Source organism: Clostridium sp. UBA6640 (assembly GCF_002455975.1).
Lineage (GTDB): Bacteria > Bacillota > Clostridia > Clostridiales > Clostridiaceae > Clostridium_J.
Genome location: NZ_DKLM01000081.1, coordinates 24,781 through 42,683 on the forward strand (window position 1 = coordinate 24,781; position 17,903 = coordinate 42,683).

General features: G+C 28.4%; 16 protein-coding genes and 1 pseudogene. 12 read left to right on the plus strand and 5 right to left on the minus strand.

Annotated features, from left to right (window positions below; genetic code table 11):
* Positions 1-102: 102 nt before the first annotated feature.
* Together B2W91_RS09215 and B2W91_RS09220 are read right to left on the minus strand one after the other, a co-directional pair.
* Positions 103-1,227, minus strand: a complete 1,125-nt coding sequence (locus tag B2W91_RS09215; RefSeq protein WP_349680801.1) for a Coenzyme F420 hydrogenase/dehydrogenase, beta subunit C-terminal domain — start codon at positions 1,225-1,227, stop codon at positions 103-105.
* A gap of 71 nt (positions 1,228-1,298) precedes the next feature.
* Positions 1,299-2,399 (minus strand): iron-containing alcohol dehydrogenase family protein, encoded by a 1,101-nt coding sequence (locus B2W91_RS09220; RefSeq protein ID WP_291580224.1) that lies wholly within the window; start codon positions 2,397-2,399, stop codon positions 1,299-1,301.
* A 301-nt stretch (positions 2,400-2,700) separates the two neighbouring features.
* Here B2W91_RS09220 and B2W91_RS09225 point away from each other — a divergent pair, with 301 nt between their 5' ends.
* The 11 genes from B2W91_RS09225 (at position 2,701) to B2W91_RS09275 (ending at position 14,132) form a co-directional block, all read left to right on the plus strand.
* On the plus strand, positions 2,701-2,841 hold the full coding sequence (locus B2W91_RS09225) for a hypothetical protein (RefSeq protein ID WP_291580226.1): 141 nt from the start codon (positions 2,701-2,703) through the stop codon (positions 2,839-2,841).
* 197 nt (positions 2,842-3,038) lie between these two features.
* The gene (locus tag B2W91_RS09230) at positions 3,039-4,202 is read left to right on the plus strand and encodes an RNA-guided endonuclease TnpB family protein (protein WP_291580228.1); all 1,164 of its coding nucleotides are present in this window, start codon (positions 3,039-3,041) and stop codon (positions 4,200-4,202) included.
* A gap of 196 nt (positions 4,203-4,398) precedes the next feature.
* On the plus strand, positions 4,399-5,127 hold the full coding sequence (locus B2W91_RS09235) for a pseudouridine synthase (RefSeq protein ID WP_291580230.1): 729 nt from the start codon (positions 4,399-4,401) through the stop codon (positions 5,125-5,127).
* 4 nt (positions 5,128-5,131) lie between these two features.
* Positions 5,132-5,674 (plus strand): tRNA (mnm(5)s(2)U34)-methyltransferase, encoded by a 543-nt coding sequence (locus tag B2W91_RS09240; protein WP_291580231.1) that lies wholly within the window; start codon positions 5,132-5,134, stop codon positions 5,672-5,674.
* A 411-nt stretch (positions 5,675-6,085) separates the two neighbouring features.
* Positions 6,086-6,961 (plus strand): MurR/RpiR family transcriptional regulator, encoded by an 876-nt coding sequence (locus tag B2W91_RS09245; protein ID WP_291580233.1) that lies wholly within the window; start codon positions 6,086-6,088, stop codon positions 6,959-6,961.
* Between the two features lie 269 nt (positions 6,962-7,230).
* Positions 7,231-8,583, plus strand: coding sequence for an NADP-specific glutamate dehydrogenase (gene gdhA / locus B2W91_RS09250; protein WP_291580235.1), 1,353 nt, complete (start codon positions 7,231-7,233; stop codon positions 8,581-8,583).
* A 267-nt stretch (positions 8,584-8,850) separates the two neighbouring features.
* Positions 8,851-10,074, plus strand: coding sequence for an NAD(P)/FAD-dependent oxidoreductase (locus B2W91_RS09255; RefSeq protein WP_291580237.1), 1,224 nt, complete (start codon positions 8,851-8,853; stop codon positions 10,072-10,074).
* Between the two features lie 2 nt (positions 10,075-10,076).
* A complete protein-coding gene (gene aroH, locus B2W91_RS09260) occupies positions 10,077-10,433 on the plus strand; it encodes a chorismate mutase (RefSeq protein WP_291580239.1) in 357 nt (118 codons plus the stop codon).
* Positions 10,434-10,466: 33 nt separating this feature from the next.
* Complete coding sequence (gene cmk, locus B2W91_RS09265; protein WP_291580240.1) at positions 10,467-11,135, plus strand: (d)CMP kinase; 669 nt, start codon at positions 10,467-10,469, stop codon at positions 11,133-11,135.
* A gap of 55 nt (positions 11,136-11,190) precedes the next feature.
* On the plus strand, positions 11,191-13,113 hold the full coding sequence (locus tag B2W91_RS09270) for a bifunctional 4-hydroxy-3-methylbut-2-enyl diphosphate reductase/30S ribosomal protein S1 (protein WP_291580241.1): 1,923 nt from the start codon (positions 11,191-11,193) through the stop codon (positions 13,111-13,113).
* Between the two features lie 749 nt (positions 13,114-13,862).
* Positions 13,863-14,132, plus strand: coding sequence for a GNAT family N-acetyltransferase (locus B2W91_RS09275; protein ID WP_291580242.1), 270 nt, complete (start codon positions 13,863-13,865; stop codon positions 14,130-14,132).
* A gap of 35 nt (positions 14,133-14,167) precedes the next feature.
* Here B2W91_RS09275 and B2W91_RS09280 read toward each other — a convergent pair whose 3' ends face one another.
* The 3 genes and pseudogenes from B2W91_RS09280 to B2W91_RS21020 form a co-directional block, all read right to left on the minus strand.
* On the minus strand, positions 14,168-15,364 hold the full coding sequence (locus B2W91_RS09280; RefSeq protein ID WP_291580244.1) for a pyridoxal phosphate-dependent aminotransferase: 1,197 nt from the start codon (positions 15,362-15,364) through the stop codon (positions 14,168-14,170).
* Positions 15,365-15,384: 20 nt separating this feature from the next.
* Positions 15,385-15,567, minus strand: coding sequence for a hypothetical protein (locus tag B2W91_RS09285; protein ID WP_291580246.1), 183 nt, complete (start codon positions 15,565-15,567; stop codon positions 15,385-15,387).
* Positions 15,568-15,643: 76 nt separating this feature from the next.
* A pseudogene (locus B2W91_RS21020) lies at positions 15,644-15,988 on the minus strand (aminotransferase); the annotation flags it as partial.
* Between the two features lie 516 nt (positions 15,989-16,504).
* Here B2W91_RS21020 and miaB point away from each other — a divergent pair.
* Positions 16,505-17,830, plus strand: a complete 1,326-nt coding sequence (gene miaB / locus B2W91_RS09290) for a tRNA (N6-isopentenyl adenosine(37)-C2)-methylthiotransferase MiaB (RefSeq protein WP_291580248.1) — start codon at positions 16,505-16,507, stop codon at positions 17,828-17,830.
* The last annotated feature ends 73 nt before the right edge of the window (positions 17,831-17,903 follow it).

The following is a 17,903-nucleotide window of genomic DNA, read 5'->3' on the forward strand; positions in this document are numbered from 1 at the left end:
TTTATGATTAGATTGAAGACAAAAGGCTTGTGAAAAGTTTAAATTTTTCATAAGCCTTTTGATATTTTTAATAGAATAAATTTCTTTATTACCTTTTGCAGATTAATATTTATTTTTGTAAGCTTGATTTAATATATATTTAAAGCCAAAATCTTTGTAGTCCTTCCAAAATTGACTACGATTTTCAGGGAGTGATGAAGGCTCGTTTAGTCGTTTTTGTTCATTGAGTGCTTCTTCCTTCGGACGTTCTTCTACTATTAAATCTTGTTTAAAATGTTCTAAAAGAGCTTCACCTTTAGATGAGTTAACTAAAATTAGCGAAACTCCAAGAGGGTCAAACCATTCAGAGCTATATTTTTCTATTCCCCAATAATCAGCTATAGTTAGGTCAGAGACTCGATGAATGTCTGTAAACCTACACTGATAGCAGGAAAGCCGCGTTATGGTGCCTGTTTTAAAGAACAAATGGTAAAAGCGGTCGTCCTCATGTACTTCTGAACTTCTATCTGTGGTGTAAAGGAACCCCTTATTACTGTTTTCACGTCTCCATGCATATTTCTTTGAGCGGAACTGTACACCGGTGATTCTTCCTCCACTTTCCTGTTCAAGTAAGCTCTTATAGTCTTTCCAGATTTTCGGACTTGGTATGCTGTGGCAGATTACATCACATAGATATAGCTTTTCTGACAGTGGTGAATTACCTATAAATCCGCGCAATCCTGCAACCTGGCATGGTGTTCCTGTGAAAAGAACTACTCGCCCATTTTTTAGGTCTTCTTTTACTTTAGCATAGGTATCTCTCATATTACTTTGCACATATTTAGAAATTCTCATTTGATTGCGCTGCTCAGGTGTTTCTGCTCTCTGATGAAGGACAGAAAAGTTCTGATCGTAATCAGCTCCGTAGACTACACCATCCATATGTAGAATAGCATCAGATATAGCGGTAAATGCACCGCCAGATGTGGATTGTCTTAAAATATCTGGCGACTTATGACGAGTTGCATAAAAGCGTGGAATGATGCTATGCTTATAATTCCCTTCATGCTTAAACGGGCAGATTGCAATACATATTCCACAATCTATACAACGTGATTGGTCAATTTCAGGATATAAAAAACCTTCTTCATCGGATTTCATGGTTATAGCATGTTTGGCACATATATTGTAGCAAGCACTGCATCCACAACAGTCCTCTTTCTTTAGATAAACAGATTTTATAATTATACACTCCCTTCATAATGTAGCAGATGATTAAAAAAATTATAATCAATTGCGATAAAATTTATAACAATATTTTATTTTAAGCTTTCTGTATATATTTTTAAGATATCCTCTTTGGAAACCTTGTCAGGATGATTTTTAAGTTTAGCAGCATTACTAACCATTGCATTGCTGTAATTTGATATTTCCTCATCAGAAATATTTATCATTGGCATTCCTAAAGCTTCAATTAAAAACTCACCTAATTCATTTAAATTATTAACTTTAAGTAAAGATATTATTTTATTAACCTTTGTCTTATCATTACAGAAATTTAAATAAGACTTTAATAACATTCCATTTGCTTTGCCATGGGGAACATTTTTAAAGTATGTTAATGCATATCCCATGCCATGAGGAAGAGAAGTACCTGATTGGGAAATTACCATTCCAGCAATACTTGAAGCAATCAATAATTTTTCTCGAATTTCAAAGGTAATTTCATTTTCTCTTAAGGGTTGAATACATTGTCCAAATAATTCTAATCCTTTCTCTGCTAATACATCACTAAAGATATTAGCGTTAGCAGATAGATAACCTTCAATTAAATGTGAAAGCGCATCTATTCCTGTATTCATAGTAACTTCTTTAGGAGTATTCATAAGATAAGTTGCATCTAAAAAAGCAACTGTTGGAAATACTCTTTGAGATATACCTTTTTTTGTTTGAAGTTCATGATCTGTAATGATAGCATAAGGTGTAGTTTCCGTACCAGTACCAGCAGTAGTAGGTACTGCTATAATTGGAATGGAATTTAATAATGGTGAGATAGATAAATCCTTTAAATTTGAGTCAATGTTTTTAATAAGTACTCCAGCCGCTTTTGCTGCGTCTATTGGAGAGCCACCGCCTACACCAATTATAAAATCTACTTTTTCATCTTTTCCTAAGGTTGCAATTTTTTCTACAGTTTCTAGAGAAGGGTTTTCTTCAACTTCATTAAATATAACATAAGGTATATTTAAATCCTTTAGTGATGTTTCCACATCCTCTAAAGAACCATTTTTTCTTGATGAATTTCTACCAGTAACAATTAATGCTTTTGTACCAATGCTTATTAATAAATTTTTATGATTGTTTATAGCATTTTTTCCTACAACAATCTTTGTCGGCATGTGAAATATTGGATTATTCATAATAATACCCCCTAAATAAAAGACTTTACATAAATATATCATTATTAGGAATTTTCTACAATAACGGTTAAATTACAAAAATATGTTTATAGTGTGTATCATCAATCTTAGGAAAATGGATATTTAGTATGTTCACAAGATTTGATTGGAATTTTGTGAAAAACTAATTGATAACAATACTATTAGTAAAAATTATAGCTGTGTTTAATAGAAAATATTTAATTTATTTTCCACCAGTTATTTTTAGATCTTTCACATAAATTTTTGCAAGATGATAATGCTAGTTTTAGGAGGTGAAGATATGGCTAAGAAAAATAGAAAAGAAGATAATAAATTAAAGTCCCAAATGACCTCTATGATTCAAGAAAGTGAAGATAGCAGAACTTCTAAAACAGGATTTAAGGAAATGATGCCTAACTCAAAACAAATACTAAAAAAATAAGATTTAAAGAGCTAGGTATCTAGCTCTTTAAATCTTATTAGCAAAAAAACTACATAAATACTGCTATGTTCAATGGTTTGATTTGATAAATCACCACGCACACTCGTGACTTCAGTAATGAGTGTGCGTGGTGCAATATACTTGGATAATTGCAAACAATTTGTTAGTATAAATATATAGAAAGTGAGGTGTTAATAATGGAGACAATAGAAAAAGGGTTTAAATATAGAATATATCCTAATAAAACTCAAATAAATCAAATAGAATTAAGTTTTAAAGCTAAAAGATATGTTTGGAACTATTTTTTAAATATTAATAAACATAGATTAAACCATCATAAAAGCATATTAAACTATACAAAAATGTCAAGATTGTTAACACTACTTAAAAAGAAAGAAATATGGCTTAAACAATGTGAAAAATCAGTGTTACAAAATACGCTAAAAGTACAATATGAAACCTTTTTAAAGTTCTTTAAAAAAGAATGTGGATTTCCAAAGTTTAAATCATATAAAAATAATTATCAATCTATTAAAATGAATTTTACGAATAATAACATTGGAATATTAGAAAAGGAAATTCAACATACATCTACAGGTAAATATAAGAAACAAAATTGTAAAATTAAATTGCCTAAATTAAAGCAAGTAAAAATAGCATATTCAAGACAATATCAAGGTAGAATATTGTCATCCATTTTATCAAGGGATACAGATGGAAAATATTATATTAGTTTATGTTGTATAGATATTCAACAAGAAAATATAGATAAAACAGGATTATCAATTGGGGTAGATTTAGGTGTAAAAGAATTTGCAATGACAAGTGATAGTGAGCCTATTTTAAATCCTAAATATTATAGGAAATATGAAGATGAAATGATTAAATCTCAAAGAAAACTCAGTAAACGTAAAAAAGGTGGCAGTAATAGAAATAAACAAAGATTGAAAGTAAATAAATATCATAAAAAGATATATAATTGCAGATTAGATTTTCTTCAAAAACTAACTACAAAACTAATAAATCAATATGATATTATTTGTTTAGAAGATTTAAATACAAGTGGAATGTTGAAAAATCATAAGTTAGCTAAGAGCATAGCAGATGCAAGTTTCTTTGAATTTAATAGAGAATTAGAATATAAAGCTAAATGGTATAGTAAAACAATATCTAAAATAGATAGATTTTATCCTAGTAGTCAATTATGCAGTAGATGTGGGAATCAAAGTAATCGAACTAAAGATTTAGGAGTTAGAACTTATATATGTGAAAAATGTGGCTTAGAAATAGATAGAGATTATAATGCTAGTATAAATATATTAAATGAAGGATTAAGATTATTAAATATAAATAGTATTTAAAATAAATAACCATAGGAACTATGGGGTTAGCTTGGTAAATTTACTTACAATAGTAGGTATTACCCAAGAATCACGTGACTTTAGTCATGTGAGGTTCAATTATGAAGTTATTAATTGATTTTTATAACTTTAAATATTATAATTCAAATGATGATTATTGAATTTGACTAATTAGAATATAATAGGAAGTGGTAATTTGCAAGAAAGATTACAAAAATATATGGCATCCTGCGGAGTGGCATCAAGAAGAAAATGCGAGGAAATAATATTAGCAGGAAAAGTAAAAGTTAATGGTATAGTAATTACAGAATTAGGATTTAAAATTAATCCTGAACTAGATATAGTACTATTTAATGATAAAACAATTAAACCAGAGGAGAGGAAGGTCTACATAGCACTTCATAAGCCAGAAGGATATGTATCTACTGTAAGTGATGAAAGAGGTAGAAAGACAATAATTGATTTAATAGATGTTAAAGAAAGAATATATCCTATTGGGAGATTAGATTATGATACCTCAGGGCTAATATTATTAACTAATGATGGAGATGTTTATAATAATGTAATACATCCTAGGGAAGTTATTAATAAGGTTTATATAGCAACTGTAAAAGGTATACCTACTAAGGAAGAGGTAGAAAAGCTATGCAGTGGTGTGGACATTGGAGGATATATAACTGCTCCATCAAAATGTACTATAATTAAAAAAAATACTGGTGATAAAAATAATATAACATCTGATTTAAAAATAATTATTCATGAAGGTAAAAACAGGCAAGTAAGAAAAATGTGTGATGCAATAAATCACAAAGTTATAAAGCTTAAGAGATTATCAGTAGGGAAAATTCAATTAGGGAATTTGCCAAAAGGTAAATATAGATTTTTAAATGAGGATGAAATAAAATACTTAAAAGGTGGGAAATAAGTTATTGTTTAAATATGTAAGTGACGTAAGCAGTCTATCTCAATATATTATAAAAAACTATTCAAGTGATAATAATGTAGCAATTGATGGCACATTAGGGAATGGACATGATACTGATTTTTTAAGTAGTTTTTTTAACAAGGTTTATAGCTTTGATGTACAAGATATAGCTATAGAAAAATATTCTGAAAAGAAAAAGGAAAATGTAATTTTAATTAAAGATTGTCATAGCAAACTAAAAGAATATGTAAAAGAAAATGTAGATGTAGTAATGTATAATTTAGGTTTTTTACCTGGCGGAGATAAGAGTATAACTACTGAAGTAAGTACAACTTTAACTAGTATAAAATCTTCTATAGAAATATTAAAGCCAGGAGGAATAATAACAATAGCAGTTTACATTGGACATGAAGAAGGAGAAAAAGAAAAGAATGAAATATTAAAATATGTTTCTAATTTACCAAAAGATAAATATGGAGTAATGCTTCATAAAGTTCTAAATAGAAGCGAAAAAGCTCCTCAATTAATTGTAATAGAAAAGAAATAATTAAATTTGTAAAAAGATTTTATTATAAATAATAATAAGTAACTTTACATAATATAATGATAGATAGTAAATTTAAATAATTATGAGATATAAAAGTTCAATTAATACAAAGAGTAACTATTTTAATACATATAACATTTTAGATATAATATTAATATATACATGCAAAGAAGTGGACATCTTAGTATAACAGCTTAAAAATAATGCATTAATTTAAAAGCGTATAAAAAATATTTTTTATATGAAATTAAAAAGAAATGAAGCTAATATTTCAAAATACAAAAAAATGAAATATTTATTGATAAATGGTTCACAAAATGTTAAAATGAAACAGTAAAAAAGTTAAAAGTGAAGTAAATAAAAAAGCATACAGTTAATAATTTCTTCATTTTATGAAGGGGTGGTTTAATAATGGATAATAATAACCAAGATCTTATGAGAATGATACAAACAAAATTTCCAAGACTAAGTAAAGGACAAAAGCTTATTGCAGAGTATATATTAAAACATTATGATAAAGCAGCCTTTATGACTGCTGCTAAACTTGGAACTAGTGTGGGTGTAAGTGAATCTACAGTAGTTAGATTTGCTAATCAATTAGGCTATAGTGGTTACCCAGAGCTTCAAAAGGCACTACAAGAACTTATTAAAAATAAACTTACAACAGTTCAAAGAATAGAACTTTCAAATGATTTTATAAGTCATAATAATGCATTAAAAGGTGTTTTAAAATCTGATATTGAAAATATACGAGTTACATTAGAAAAAATCAATCATTCAGCTTTTGATGAAGCCGTTAATAATATTTTTAAAGCTAAGAACATATATATTATTGGATTAAGAAGTTCTACTGCCCTTGCAGACTTTTTAGGATTTTATCTAAATTTAATATTAGATAACGTTAAAATTGTGTCTTATGGTATGAGTGACATTTTTGAACAAATGTTAAATTTATCTGAAGAAGATTGTGTAATTGGTATAGGTTTTCCTAGATACGCTATGCGTACTATAGAAGCGCTAACTTTTGCAAAATCTAGAAAGGCAGCAGTAATTGCAATAACAGATAGTGTATTATCTCCACTAGCAACTAGAGCGGATTATACTTTAGTAGCAGAAAGCAATATGGCTTCTTTTGTTGATTCATTAGTAGCACCTTTAAGTGTTATCAATGCACTTATAATAGCAGTTGGTTTAAGAGAAAAGGAAAAAATCTCTAAAACTTTTAATGATCTTGAGGATATTTGGGAAGAATATCAAGTTTATTCGTATAAAAAGGAAGAAAAATAAAAAAAAATTATTGATTTCTGAAACAACATGTCTTATGATGATAATTAGTAGGACATGTAATCGTTTTAGAAATTAATAATTTTTTGTCACTTAATTTTTAAAACATAGTTGCCTTCATAAATGTTAAAAGATTTTTAATAATTAAGAAGGAAAAATTGCATTTATAACGAATTATAACAATATAAATGAAGGATTTAATATTAATTTTTTAATATTAAAATATATAACTTTAATCTAATATAATTATTTCATTATTAGGGGGTAATAGCATGGATACTAAAGCTTATATTGAGCAAGTATTAGAAAATGTTAAAAAAAGAAATAGTAGTGAGCCAGAATTTATTCAAGCAGTTGAAGAGGTTTTACACTCTTTAGGACCGGTTTTAGAAAATCATCCAGAATATATAAAGGCTAACCTTTTAGAAAGATTCTGTGAACCGGAAAGACAAATCATGTTTAAAGTACCTTGGACAGATGATAATGGAGATGTACATGTTAATAGGGGATTCAGAGTACAGTTTAACGGAGTTATAGGACCATACAAAGGTGGTTTAAGATTCCATCCTTCAGTTTATTTAGGAATAATAAAATTCTTAGGATTTGAGCAAATATTAAAGAATTCATTAACTGGACTTCCAATAGGTGGAGGTAAAGGTGGTGCTGACTTTGATCCAAGAGGAAGATCAGATGCTGAAATCAGAAGATTCTGTGAAAGTTATATGACTGAGCTTTATAGACATATAGGACCAGATGTTGACGTTCCAGCCTGTGATATTGGTGTTGGTGCAAGAGAAGTTGGATATATGTATGGACATTATAGAAGAATAAGAGGAGCTTTTGAAAATGGAGTTTTCACTGGAAAAGGATTATCCTTTGGAGGAAGCTTATTTAGACCAGAAGCTACAGGTTTTGGTGTAGCATATTTCTGCCAAGAGATTCTTAAACATGAAGGAACAGATTTTAAAGGTAAAACAGTAGCTTTATCAGGATTTGGTCAAGTTTCATGGGGAGCATGTAAAAAAATTGCTGAATTAGGTGGAAAAGTAGTTACAATTTCAGGACCAGATGGATATATTTACGATCCTAATGGAATTACAACTGAAGAAAAAATTAGTTACTTATTAGAGATGAGAGGTTCAGGTAGAGACAAAGTTCAAGATTATGCAGATAAATTTGGCGTAGAGTTTTTCCCAGGACAAAAACCATGGGGAGTTAAAGTTGATATTATAATGCCATGTGCTACTCAAAATGATATACATTTAGAACATGCTAAACAAATAGTTGCTAATGGAATAAAATTTGTTTGTGAAGGCGCTAATATGCCATGTACAAACGAAGCAGTACAATACTTCTTAGATAATGGATTAATTGTAGGACCAGCTAAGGCTGCCAATGCAGGTGGAGTTGCTACTTCAGCTCTTGAAATGTCACAAAACAGTATGAGATTATCATGGACAGGAGAAGAAGTTGATGCTAAACTTCGTCAAATCATGACTAATATCCATAATAATGCAATGAAAGCTGCTGAAACTTATGGATTTGGTTATAACTTAGTTGCAGGAGCTAATATTGCAGGATTTATAAAAGTTGCTGAAGCAATGCATGCACAAGGAATTTACTAATTTTAAAATATATATGAAGAGAATTCTCTAGGGAATTCTCTTTCTTTACGATTAGAACTATTATTCTAATTTAAAAGATTCGTTGATTATTTTTGAACATGCTTAAATAAAAAGGCTACAATTGTGCATCATATATTGTAATTTGTAAATTAATAAATCGTGACTAGCTGTCACGATTTTCTTCTAGTTAATTGATATATACTAGATATTGAAGTATAATTTATAAGTCTAAGTAGGAATTTTGTAGAAATTTTAGGTGGTGAAGTGATGTCAAAAGTTGTAGTAATTGGCGGAGGTCCTGCTGGTATGATGGCGGCAATATCCGCAGCTGAAAATCATAGTGTAGTATTATTAGAAAAGAATGAAAAGCTAGGTAAAAAGCTATTTATAACTGGTAAAGGACGATGTAATGTGACCAATGCTAAGGAGATAGGGGAGTTTTTAAATTATATCCCTACTAATCCTTATTTTTTATATAGTTCGTTATATACTTTTACTAACGAAGATACAATGAACTTTTTTCAGTGTAGAGGAACAAAGCTAAAAGTTGAGAGAGGAGATAGAGTATTTCCGGGTTCTGATAAATCTTCTGATATAATAAAAACTTTAGAAGGTGAATTAAAAGAGAAGAATGTAAATATTATGAAGGATAGTGATGTAAAAGAATTTATTCTTCAAGATAACAACATAAAAGAAGTAGTACTTAAAAATGGTAAGAAGATTACCGGTGATTATTTTATAATGTGTACAGGTGGCGTTTCTTATCCTCAAACAGGCTCAGATGGAGAAGGATTAAAACTTTGCAAAGGAATTGGTCATAAAATTGTTGAATTGAAGCCATCCTTAGTACCTGTAGAAATAGAAGAGGAATTTGTTAAAGAGCTCCAAGGATTGTCATTAAAAAATGTGGAGTTAACTCTTAAGAATAGTAAAAATAAAATTCTTTTTAAAGAATTAGGAGAAATGCTATTTACTCATTTTGGAATATCTGGTCCATTGGTTTTAAGTGCTAGTAGTAGTATAAAGAATAATGAAAAATATAAAATAATAATAAATTTAAAGCCAGCTTTGAGCGAAGATGAGCTAGATAAGAGGGTACAAAGAGATTTTAGCCAATATTTAAATAAAGATTTTAAAAATGCTTTAGATGATTTATTTCCTAAAAAGCTTATACCTATAATAGTTAGATATAGTGGCATAGATGAAAATAAAAAGGTTAATGCTATAACCAAAGAGGAACGTAAGAGACTTGTTTATTTAATGCAAAATTTAGAACTAACAGTTAAAAGTTTAAGACCAGTGTCTGAAGCGATAGTAACTTCCGGAGGAATAGATACTAAAGAAATAGATCCTTCAACTATGAAATCAAAAATAATTTCAAATTTAAGTTTTGCTGGAGAAATTATTGATGTTGATGCCTATACTGGAGGATATAATGTGCAAATTGCATTATCTACTGGATATTTAGCAGGACAAAAGATAGGTGATTAATTATGTTATCAATAAGAGGTGCAACTACAATAGAAAAGAATGATGCCTTAGAAATAAAAGAAAAGGCTATTGAATTAATGAATAAGATTTTAGAAATAAATTCATTAAATACAAATAATATAAAAGCGCTACTTTTTTCTTGTACTAATGATATAACAAAAGCTTATCCAGGTGCATATATAAGAGAACATTTTAATTTAAATAAGGTTAGTATTATGCATTTTAACGAGATGGAAGTGGAAAATTCATTAAAGCTTTGTATAAGATTAACTATTTTATGTGATGAAGAAGAGAGAGATGTTAACTTTGTTTATCTTCATAAGGCAGCATCACTTCGAAGTGACATCAGCATTAAATAATTAGCGTTTTTAGATTAGAAAGGAAGATTGAGAATGAGAATGTCTGTTGCTATAGATGGTCCTGCAGGAGCAGGAAAAAGTACCATAGCAAAAATAGTGGGTAAAAACTTTAACTTAATGTACATAAATACTGGAGCAATGTATAGAGCTGTTACCTACGTAGCGATGAAAGAAAAAATCTCTTATGAAGACACAGATAGGTTAATAAGTCTTTTAGACAACTTAGAAATGCATTTTGAGGGAGACAACTTGATATTAAATGGAATAGATATTACATCAGAACTAACAATGCCTATTATTAGTAATAATGTATCAAATTATGCAGCATTATCTTTAGTAAGGCAAAAGCTAGTAAAAATGCAACAAGCGATAGCTAAAAAATATGATGTTATTATGGATGGTAGAGATATTGGTACAGTAGTACTTAAAGATTCAAAATTTAAATTTTATTTAACTGCTAGTGCTGAAACAAGAGCTATGCGTAGATATAATGAGCTAATAGAAAAGGATATAGAAGTAAACTATGATAATATACTTGAAGATATAATAAAAAGAGACTATATTGATTCTAATAGAGAAGTTGACCCTTTAACTAAAGCTAAGGATGCAATTGAAGTAGATTCTTCAAATTTGTCAATAGAAGAAGTGGTTGAAGTGATATGTAATCATATAAAAAATAAAATTTCTAATTGTGTTAGTTAAATTTTCTTTAATATGATAAAATAATACTAAAGTTAATAAATAGGTGGTGAAGCAAATGAAGGAAATATTGTTAGCAGATAAAGCTGGATTTTGTTTTGGTGTGAAAAGAGCAGTAGACACGGCTTTTAATAAGAAAAAAGAATATACTGATAACATATATACACTAGGGCCATTAATTCACAATAATGATGTAGTAGAGCTATTGAAAGAAAATAACATATACTCTATAAGTAATGATGATATAAATAAATTAGATGAAGATAATGTGGTAATAATAAGATCACATGGGATTTCAAAAGATATCCTAAATACTTTAAAAAACAAAAAATTAAATATTGTAGATGCTACTTGTCCTTATGTTAATAATATTCAAATGAAGGTAAATAACTATTATAAATTAGGATATAGTATTTTAATTGTCGGAGATGAAAATCATCCTGAAGTAATCGGAATAAATGGATGGTGTAATAATAGTGCTATAATATCTAAAGATGGCGAAAATTTAGAAAATCTCCCAAGAAAAATTTGTGTGGTTTCACAGACTACTGAAAAACAAAGTAATTGGCATAAGGTTCTTAATAAAGTAACAGAGCAGAGTAAAGAAATAGTAGCTTTTAATACTATTTGTAGTGCTACTGAGGTAAGACAAAAATCTGCAGAGGATATTTCTAAAAAAGTAGATGCTATGGTAGTTATAGGTGGGTATAATAGTTCTAATACTACTAAACTTTATGAAATATGTAAGAAAAATTGTAATAGAACTATTCATGTGGAAAATGCTAATCAAATACCAACGGATTTTATTGAAGATGCAGAAATAAAAAAAATAGGTGTGACAGCTGGAGCATCAACACCAGATTGGATAATTAAGGAGGCTATATTAAAAATGAAAGGTGAGAGCACAATGATTAATAGTGAAATGCAAGAATACGAAAAGTATATGGATGATGGTATTGAATTAAGAGTGGGAAAGGTTATTAAAGGAGAAATATTTAAAATTTCCGATAAAGAAGCTTATTTAACTATAGGGGCAAAAAATGAAGCATATTTACCAATCAATGAAGTTACTAAAGATGAAAATGCCAAACTAACTGACATTTTAAAAGTTGGTGATATGGTTGAAGGTAAAATAATAAGTGTTAGAAATCAAGATGGATATATAGTTATTTCTAGAGTTGAAATTGAGAGAGAAGAGTTATATAAAGAGTTAAGAAGAGTTTTTGAAAATAAAGAAACTATTGAAGTTAAGGTCATAGAAGAAGTAAAAGGAGGCATTATTTCTACATATAAAGGAATAAAGGTATTTATACCTGCATCCCATATATCTTTAGAAAGAATTAAGGATTTAAAAACTTTAATTGGAGAAACTTTAGAGGTTAAAATCATTGAATTTGAAAAACAAAAAATTGGAATGAAGATTGTTGCTTCAAGAAGAGAAATTCTTCAAGTAGAAAAAGAGAAAAAGGAAAAAGAAACTTGGGAGAAACTTGAAAAAGATCAAATAGTAGAAGGTATTGTAAGAAGAATATCAAGCTTTGGTGCCTTTGTTGAAATTGATGGGGTAGATGGATTACTTCATATATCAGAGATGTGTTGGAATAAGCTCGTAAGTCCTAAGGAAATAGTGAAAATAGGACAAACAATTAAAGTGTATATTATAGATATAGATAAAGAGAATAAAAAACTTTCTTTAAGTCTAAAGAAATTAACAGAGGACCCATGGATAAATGTGAAAAATAAATATCCTGTAGGAAATATTGTCCTTGGAAAAGTAGTTAGATTTGCTAAGTTTGGTGCTTTTATAGAGCTAGAGCCTGGAGTTGATGGTCTAGTTCATATTTCACAAATTAGTACTAATAAAATAGATACGCCAAAAGACGTATTAAAAATTGGAGAAAATATAAAAGCAGAAATAATGGAAGTAGATGAAGAAAATAAAAGAATATCATTAAGTATAAAAGCAGTAGAACAAATTTAATAATTGCTACTTATAATTAATAAGTTGATTTATAGAAAGCCATCACATGATGGCTTTTTTGATGTATAATAGATTTATAAATAATTTACTTATTAAATTTTAATTATTTAAAATTTGGAATAATAGAAAAGATTATAAAGTAAAATATAGTAATCTAGTAGTTAGTGTTAAGAGAGGGTATATGTATAAATGTAAAAACCTAAGTTGTTTTAATATTAATAAATTTAAAAAATTAAGCAGAGGAAACCTGTGTTTTGAATTTACAAAAGAAGATTTTTTTAAAGGTTATAATAGTTTAAATCCTATTAATAAACTTCTATATAATAAAAATGTTAAATTATTAAAGTATAATAGAGAATATATAGGATATATGTGGTTTACAAGAATATGTAAAAATTTTTATAAGATTAATAGTATGACAATAAATTGTAGTAATGATGAAATAATATTATATAGAAAGTTTTTTGAATCTTTTAAGAAGGGGAGTTTATTTGAAGCAGATGGAGGCTTTAATAAATTATTAATTGATATAGGGTTTAAAGAGATAAATAAATTATTTGAAATGAAAGCTATATTAGAAGAAAAATATAATTTTAAATTACCTCCAGAAATAAATTTTAAAACCTTTGAAATAGGAGAAGATGAAAAGATTAGATGTAGTCTTCAAAATAAAATTTTTAAAACTAGCAGCAGAGTGGAAATGGATGTAGAAGATATAGTATTTGAAGAAGATCAAAAGTATTATTTAAATGANNTATGGTGAAAAATTTATAGGATATGGTCAATTAATTAAGGAGAATAACAAGATTTCAATAGTGAATTTTGGAATATTAGATGAATTTAGAAATAGAGGCTATAGTAAGATTTTGCTAAAATATCTATTAAATATAGCTATAGATAATAATTTTAAAGAAATATATTTAAAATGTAATAGTGATAATATTAAAGCTTTAAAGTTATATAAGGAACATAATTTTAAAGTTGAAGAAGAATTTTGTACTTGGGGTTACACAGTATAAAAAGATAGATTGATTTATCAATCTATCTTTTTATTTTATTTATCTAAAGCTCTGTATTTTTCTAATCCCAAAGCGAAAATATCCATAGCATCTTTCAAAGCCTCTGTATTTAAGCAATAAGAAATTCTTATTTCATCCTTACCTAAGCCTTCTGTAGCATAGAAGCCTTCAGCAGGTGCAAACATAACAGTTTTATTATTATGGTTGAACTCTGTCAACATCCATTTAGCAAAATCTTCTGAATCATTTACAGGAAGCTTGACCATAACATAGAACGCTCCTGTTGGCTTTTCACAAGTTACTCCTGAAATTTGTGAAAGTTTCTCAAATAATATATTTCGTCTTGTTTCATATTCAGCTTTAACTTTAACAAAATAATCTTTTGGAGTATTAACTAAATTTGCTGTAGCTAACTGCTCTATAGTTGGAACACATAATCTTGCTTGACAAATTTTTAAAATTTGTGCAATAAGTTCTTTATTTTTAGATGCTACTAAGCCTATTCTAGCACCGCAAGCGCTATAACGCTTAGAAATACTATCAATAAGTATTATTCTATCTAGTGCATCTTCCATATATAGTGCTGAGGTATATTTTAAATCATCATATACAAACTCTCTATATACTTCATCGGAAATTAAGAATATATCATGTTCTTTAGCTATATCAGCAAGCATTCTTATTTCTTCTTCAGTATAAACTACTCCTGTTGGATTTCCAGGATTGGATATCATTATAGCTCTTGTCTTATGATTTATGGATTTTATTATCTCCTCTTTTGGAGGAAGATGAAAACCATTTTCAGCTTTTGTAAGAAAAGGAACTACATTAACTCCAACAACTTGAGCAAAACCAGAATAATTAGTATAAAATGGTTCAGGTACTATTATCTCATCTCCATCATCAGCTATAGCTGTAAGTGCTAAAGAAATAGCTTCAGAACCTCCGTTTGTTATTAATAGCTCATTGTAATCAAAGTCTATACTCCATTCTTTATAGTATTTTCTAAAGCTATTAATTGCTTCATCGATACCTTGAGATTGAGCATACTTTAAAACGCTGTCATGATAATTATTTACTCCTTCCATGAAAGTAGAGGGAGTTTCGATATCAGGCTGTCCAATATTTAAATGATAAACCTGAATACCTTTTTTCTTGGCAGCTTCAGCAAAAGGCGCTAATTTACGAATTGGTGAATAATGCATTTTTTGAATACGATTTGAAAACTTCATTTTTAATCCTCCATTTGACTCTAATATAGATTATTTTTATTAGAATTATTTATTTCAGCTATATCAGTGAAAGAAGCATAAGAAGATTTAATATCAAAAACAGTGCAATTTTTAAATTTTCCGCTAAAATAACTTCTTTCCTCAAATCCATTGTAACTTACAGAAATTTTCCTTTGCTTATCAATATCTTTAGCATTATACATATTACAATCCTCCTTTTAGGTATAGTTTTTCCTAACAGGAGAATTTTTATTATATTTTGCCGTTACTGCTTTGAAATTACTGATTGCCATAATGTTTATAAAGGACTTTTCCTAATATTTTAATACCTTCAATAATTTTTTCATTAGTCATATTAGAGTAATTTAATCTAAAGAAGTTTTTCTTTACGCCATTTGGAAAGAAAAAAGCTCCTGGAACATAGGCAACTTTTTCTTTAAGTGCATCTCACATAATTTTATCAGAGTCTAGGTCTTCTATTAATTCCACCCAAGTAAATAATCATCCCTCAGGGAATGTAAATTTCACATCTTTTGGGAAATACTTTTTCATGCTGTCTATCATTAAGTCTCTACGAACTTTATAAACTTTAATTATTTTCTCAATATAATCATCTAGTTTATATTATTCCGTAGATCTCTAATTTCTGATGCTTTAATATTTGATATTCTATCTGCATATTGTAGACTTATATTGCACCACCCCATAACAAAAAATAACAATTTAATGAAAATTTAATAAACTTCATATAGTTCAATTATAACTTAAATATCATAGGGTTTTCAAGGGTACAGGAAAATTTTGTTTAATTACAAAAATTGTGATTTTTGAATAATTTTAAGACAGATATAAAGAAGATAATTAGAAAATATTCTATGTCATAGAAAGAGAAGATTCTACACAATAATAGTTTTATTCTTTAATTCTTATAATCTAATATAACTAACAATTTGTAGTACTGTATTGTAGCACTGTAGCCATTTTAAAAATCTGTGGAGTTACAATTTCAGTTTTTTAATATTTTAAAGTATAATATAATAAAAGACTTATTACAATAAATACTTTAGAAAAAACTTTTATTATTCAAAGAAATTATATATAATTAAATAATGGTTATAATCTTACAAAGGAGAATGAATAATGATAAAAGAATTGAAATATTTTATTGAAACTTGGGGATGTCAAATGAATGAAGAAGACTCCGAAAAGTTATCAGGCGGATTGAAGCCACTAGGTTATAAAAGAACAGCGTCTAAGGAAGAGGCTGATATAATAATATTTAATACTTGCTGTGTTAGAGAAAATGCAGAACAAAAGGTTGAAGGAAATCTAGGTGCACTTAAGAAACTTAAAAAAGAAAAGCCAGAGCTTATAATTGCAGTAACTGGATGTATGATGCAACAGGAAGGAATGGCAGAAAATATAATAAAGAAATTTCCTTATGTAGACATAATAATAGGTACTCATAATGCTTATAAATTTAAGGAATATTTAAGTAGAGCATTAGGGGGTGAAAGACCTATAGTAGAAGTGTGGAATAAGGAAGAGGACATAGTAGAAGGGACACCTATTGATAGAGCAAGTAGCATCAAAGGATTTGTTACCATTATGTATGGATGTAATAATTTCTGTACATACTGTATAGTTCCACATGTAAGAGGAAGAGAAAGAAGCAGAAGACCAGAGGAAATTGAAAAGGAAATTATAGAAATGGTTAAAGCAGGCTATAAAGAGATAACACTATTAGGTCAAAATGTTAACTCTTATGGTAAGGGTTTAGAACCAGAGATTAATTTTGCAGCATTGCTTAGAAGAATAAATCAAATTGAAGGCTTAGAAAGAGTAAGATTCATGACTTCACATCCAAAGGATTTAAGTGAAGAAGTTATTGAAGCTATTGCAGAGTGTGATAAATTATGTGAATCTATACATCTTCCAGTACAATCTGGTTCTTCAAGAATATTAAAAAAGATGAATAGACATTATACTAAGGAACAATATTTGGAATCAATTAAGAAAATAAAGGAAAGAATCCCAAATGTAGCCTTAACTACTGACATAATCGTAGGATTTCCAGGAGAAACAGAAGAAGATTTTCTTGGAACTTTAGAGTTAGTTAAAGAAGTAGAATATGACTCAGCATTTACTTTTTTATATTCAAAACGTAAAGGTACTCCAGCAGATATGATGTTAGATCAGGTTGATGAAGAAGCTAAAAAAGATAGATTTAATAGATTAGTTGAAGCAGTAAATGAAATTTCTGCAAAGAAAAATAAGGAGTATGCTGATAAAGTTGTTGAAGTCCTTGTTGAAGGTTATAGTAAAAATGATGAAAGTAAATTAACAGGTAGAACTAGAACAGGAAAGTTAGTTAATTTTGCTGGAAGTGATGATAGTATAGGAAAACTTGTTAATGTTAAAATAACAAAAGCACAATCCTTCTCTTTGATAGGGGAGCAAATTTAGTTAAGAGAATTGTTTTAAATTAAGGCATATTCAAAGTAGTAACAAGATATAGGTTCCACAATGAAAATTTAAC

Bases quoted from the DNA above. Each gene is read 5' to 3' on its own strand.
- B2W91_RS09220 (WP_291580224.1), bottom strand. From the start codon at position 2,399: ATGAATAATCCAATATTTCACATGCCGACAAAGATTGTTGTAGGAAAA.
- B2W91_RS09225 (WP_291580226.1), top strand. From the start codon at position 2,701: ATGGCTAAGAAAAATAGAAAAGAAGATAATAAATTAAAGTCCCAAATG.
- B2W91_RS09230 (WP_291580228.1), top strand. From the start codon at position 3,039: ATGGAGACAATAGAAAAAGGGTTTAAATATAGAATATATCCTAATAAA.
- B2W91_RS09245 (WP_291580233.1), top strand. From the start codon at position 6,086: ATGGATAATAATAACCAAGATCTTATGAGAATGATACAAACAAAATTT.
- gdhA (WP_291580235.1), top strand. From the start codon at position 7,231: ATGGATACTAAAGCTTATATTGAGCAAGTATTAGAAAATGTTAAAAAA.
- B2W91_RS09255 (WP_291580237.1), top strand. From the start codon at position 8,851: ATGTCAAAAGTTGTAGTAATTGGCGGAGGTCCTGCTGGTATGATGGCG.
- aroH (WP_291580239.1), top strand. From the start codon at position 10,077: ATGTTATCAATAAGAGGTGCAACTACAATAGAAAAGAATGATGCCTTA.
- cmk (WP_291580240.1), top strand. From the start codon at position 10,467: ATGAGAATGTCTGTTGCTATAGATGGTCCTGCAGGAGCAGGAAAAAGT.
- B2W91_RS09270 (WP_291580241.1), top strand. From the start codon at position 11,191: ATGAAGGAAATATTGTTAGCAGATAAAGCTGGATTTTGTTTTGGTGTG.
- B2W91_RS09280 (WP_291580244.1), bottom strand. From the start codon at position 15,364: ATGAAGTTTTCAAATCGTATTCAAAAAATGCATTATTCACCAATTCGT.
- B2W91_RS09285 (WP_291580246.1), bottom strand. From the start codon at position 15,567: ATGTATAATGCTAAAGATATTGATAAGCAAAGGAAAATTTCTGTAAGT.
- miaB (WP_291580248.1), top strand. From the start codon at position 16,505: ATGATAAAAGAATTGAAATATTTTATTGAAACTTGGGGATGTCAAATG.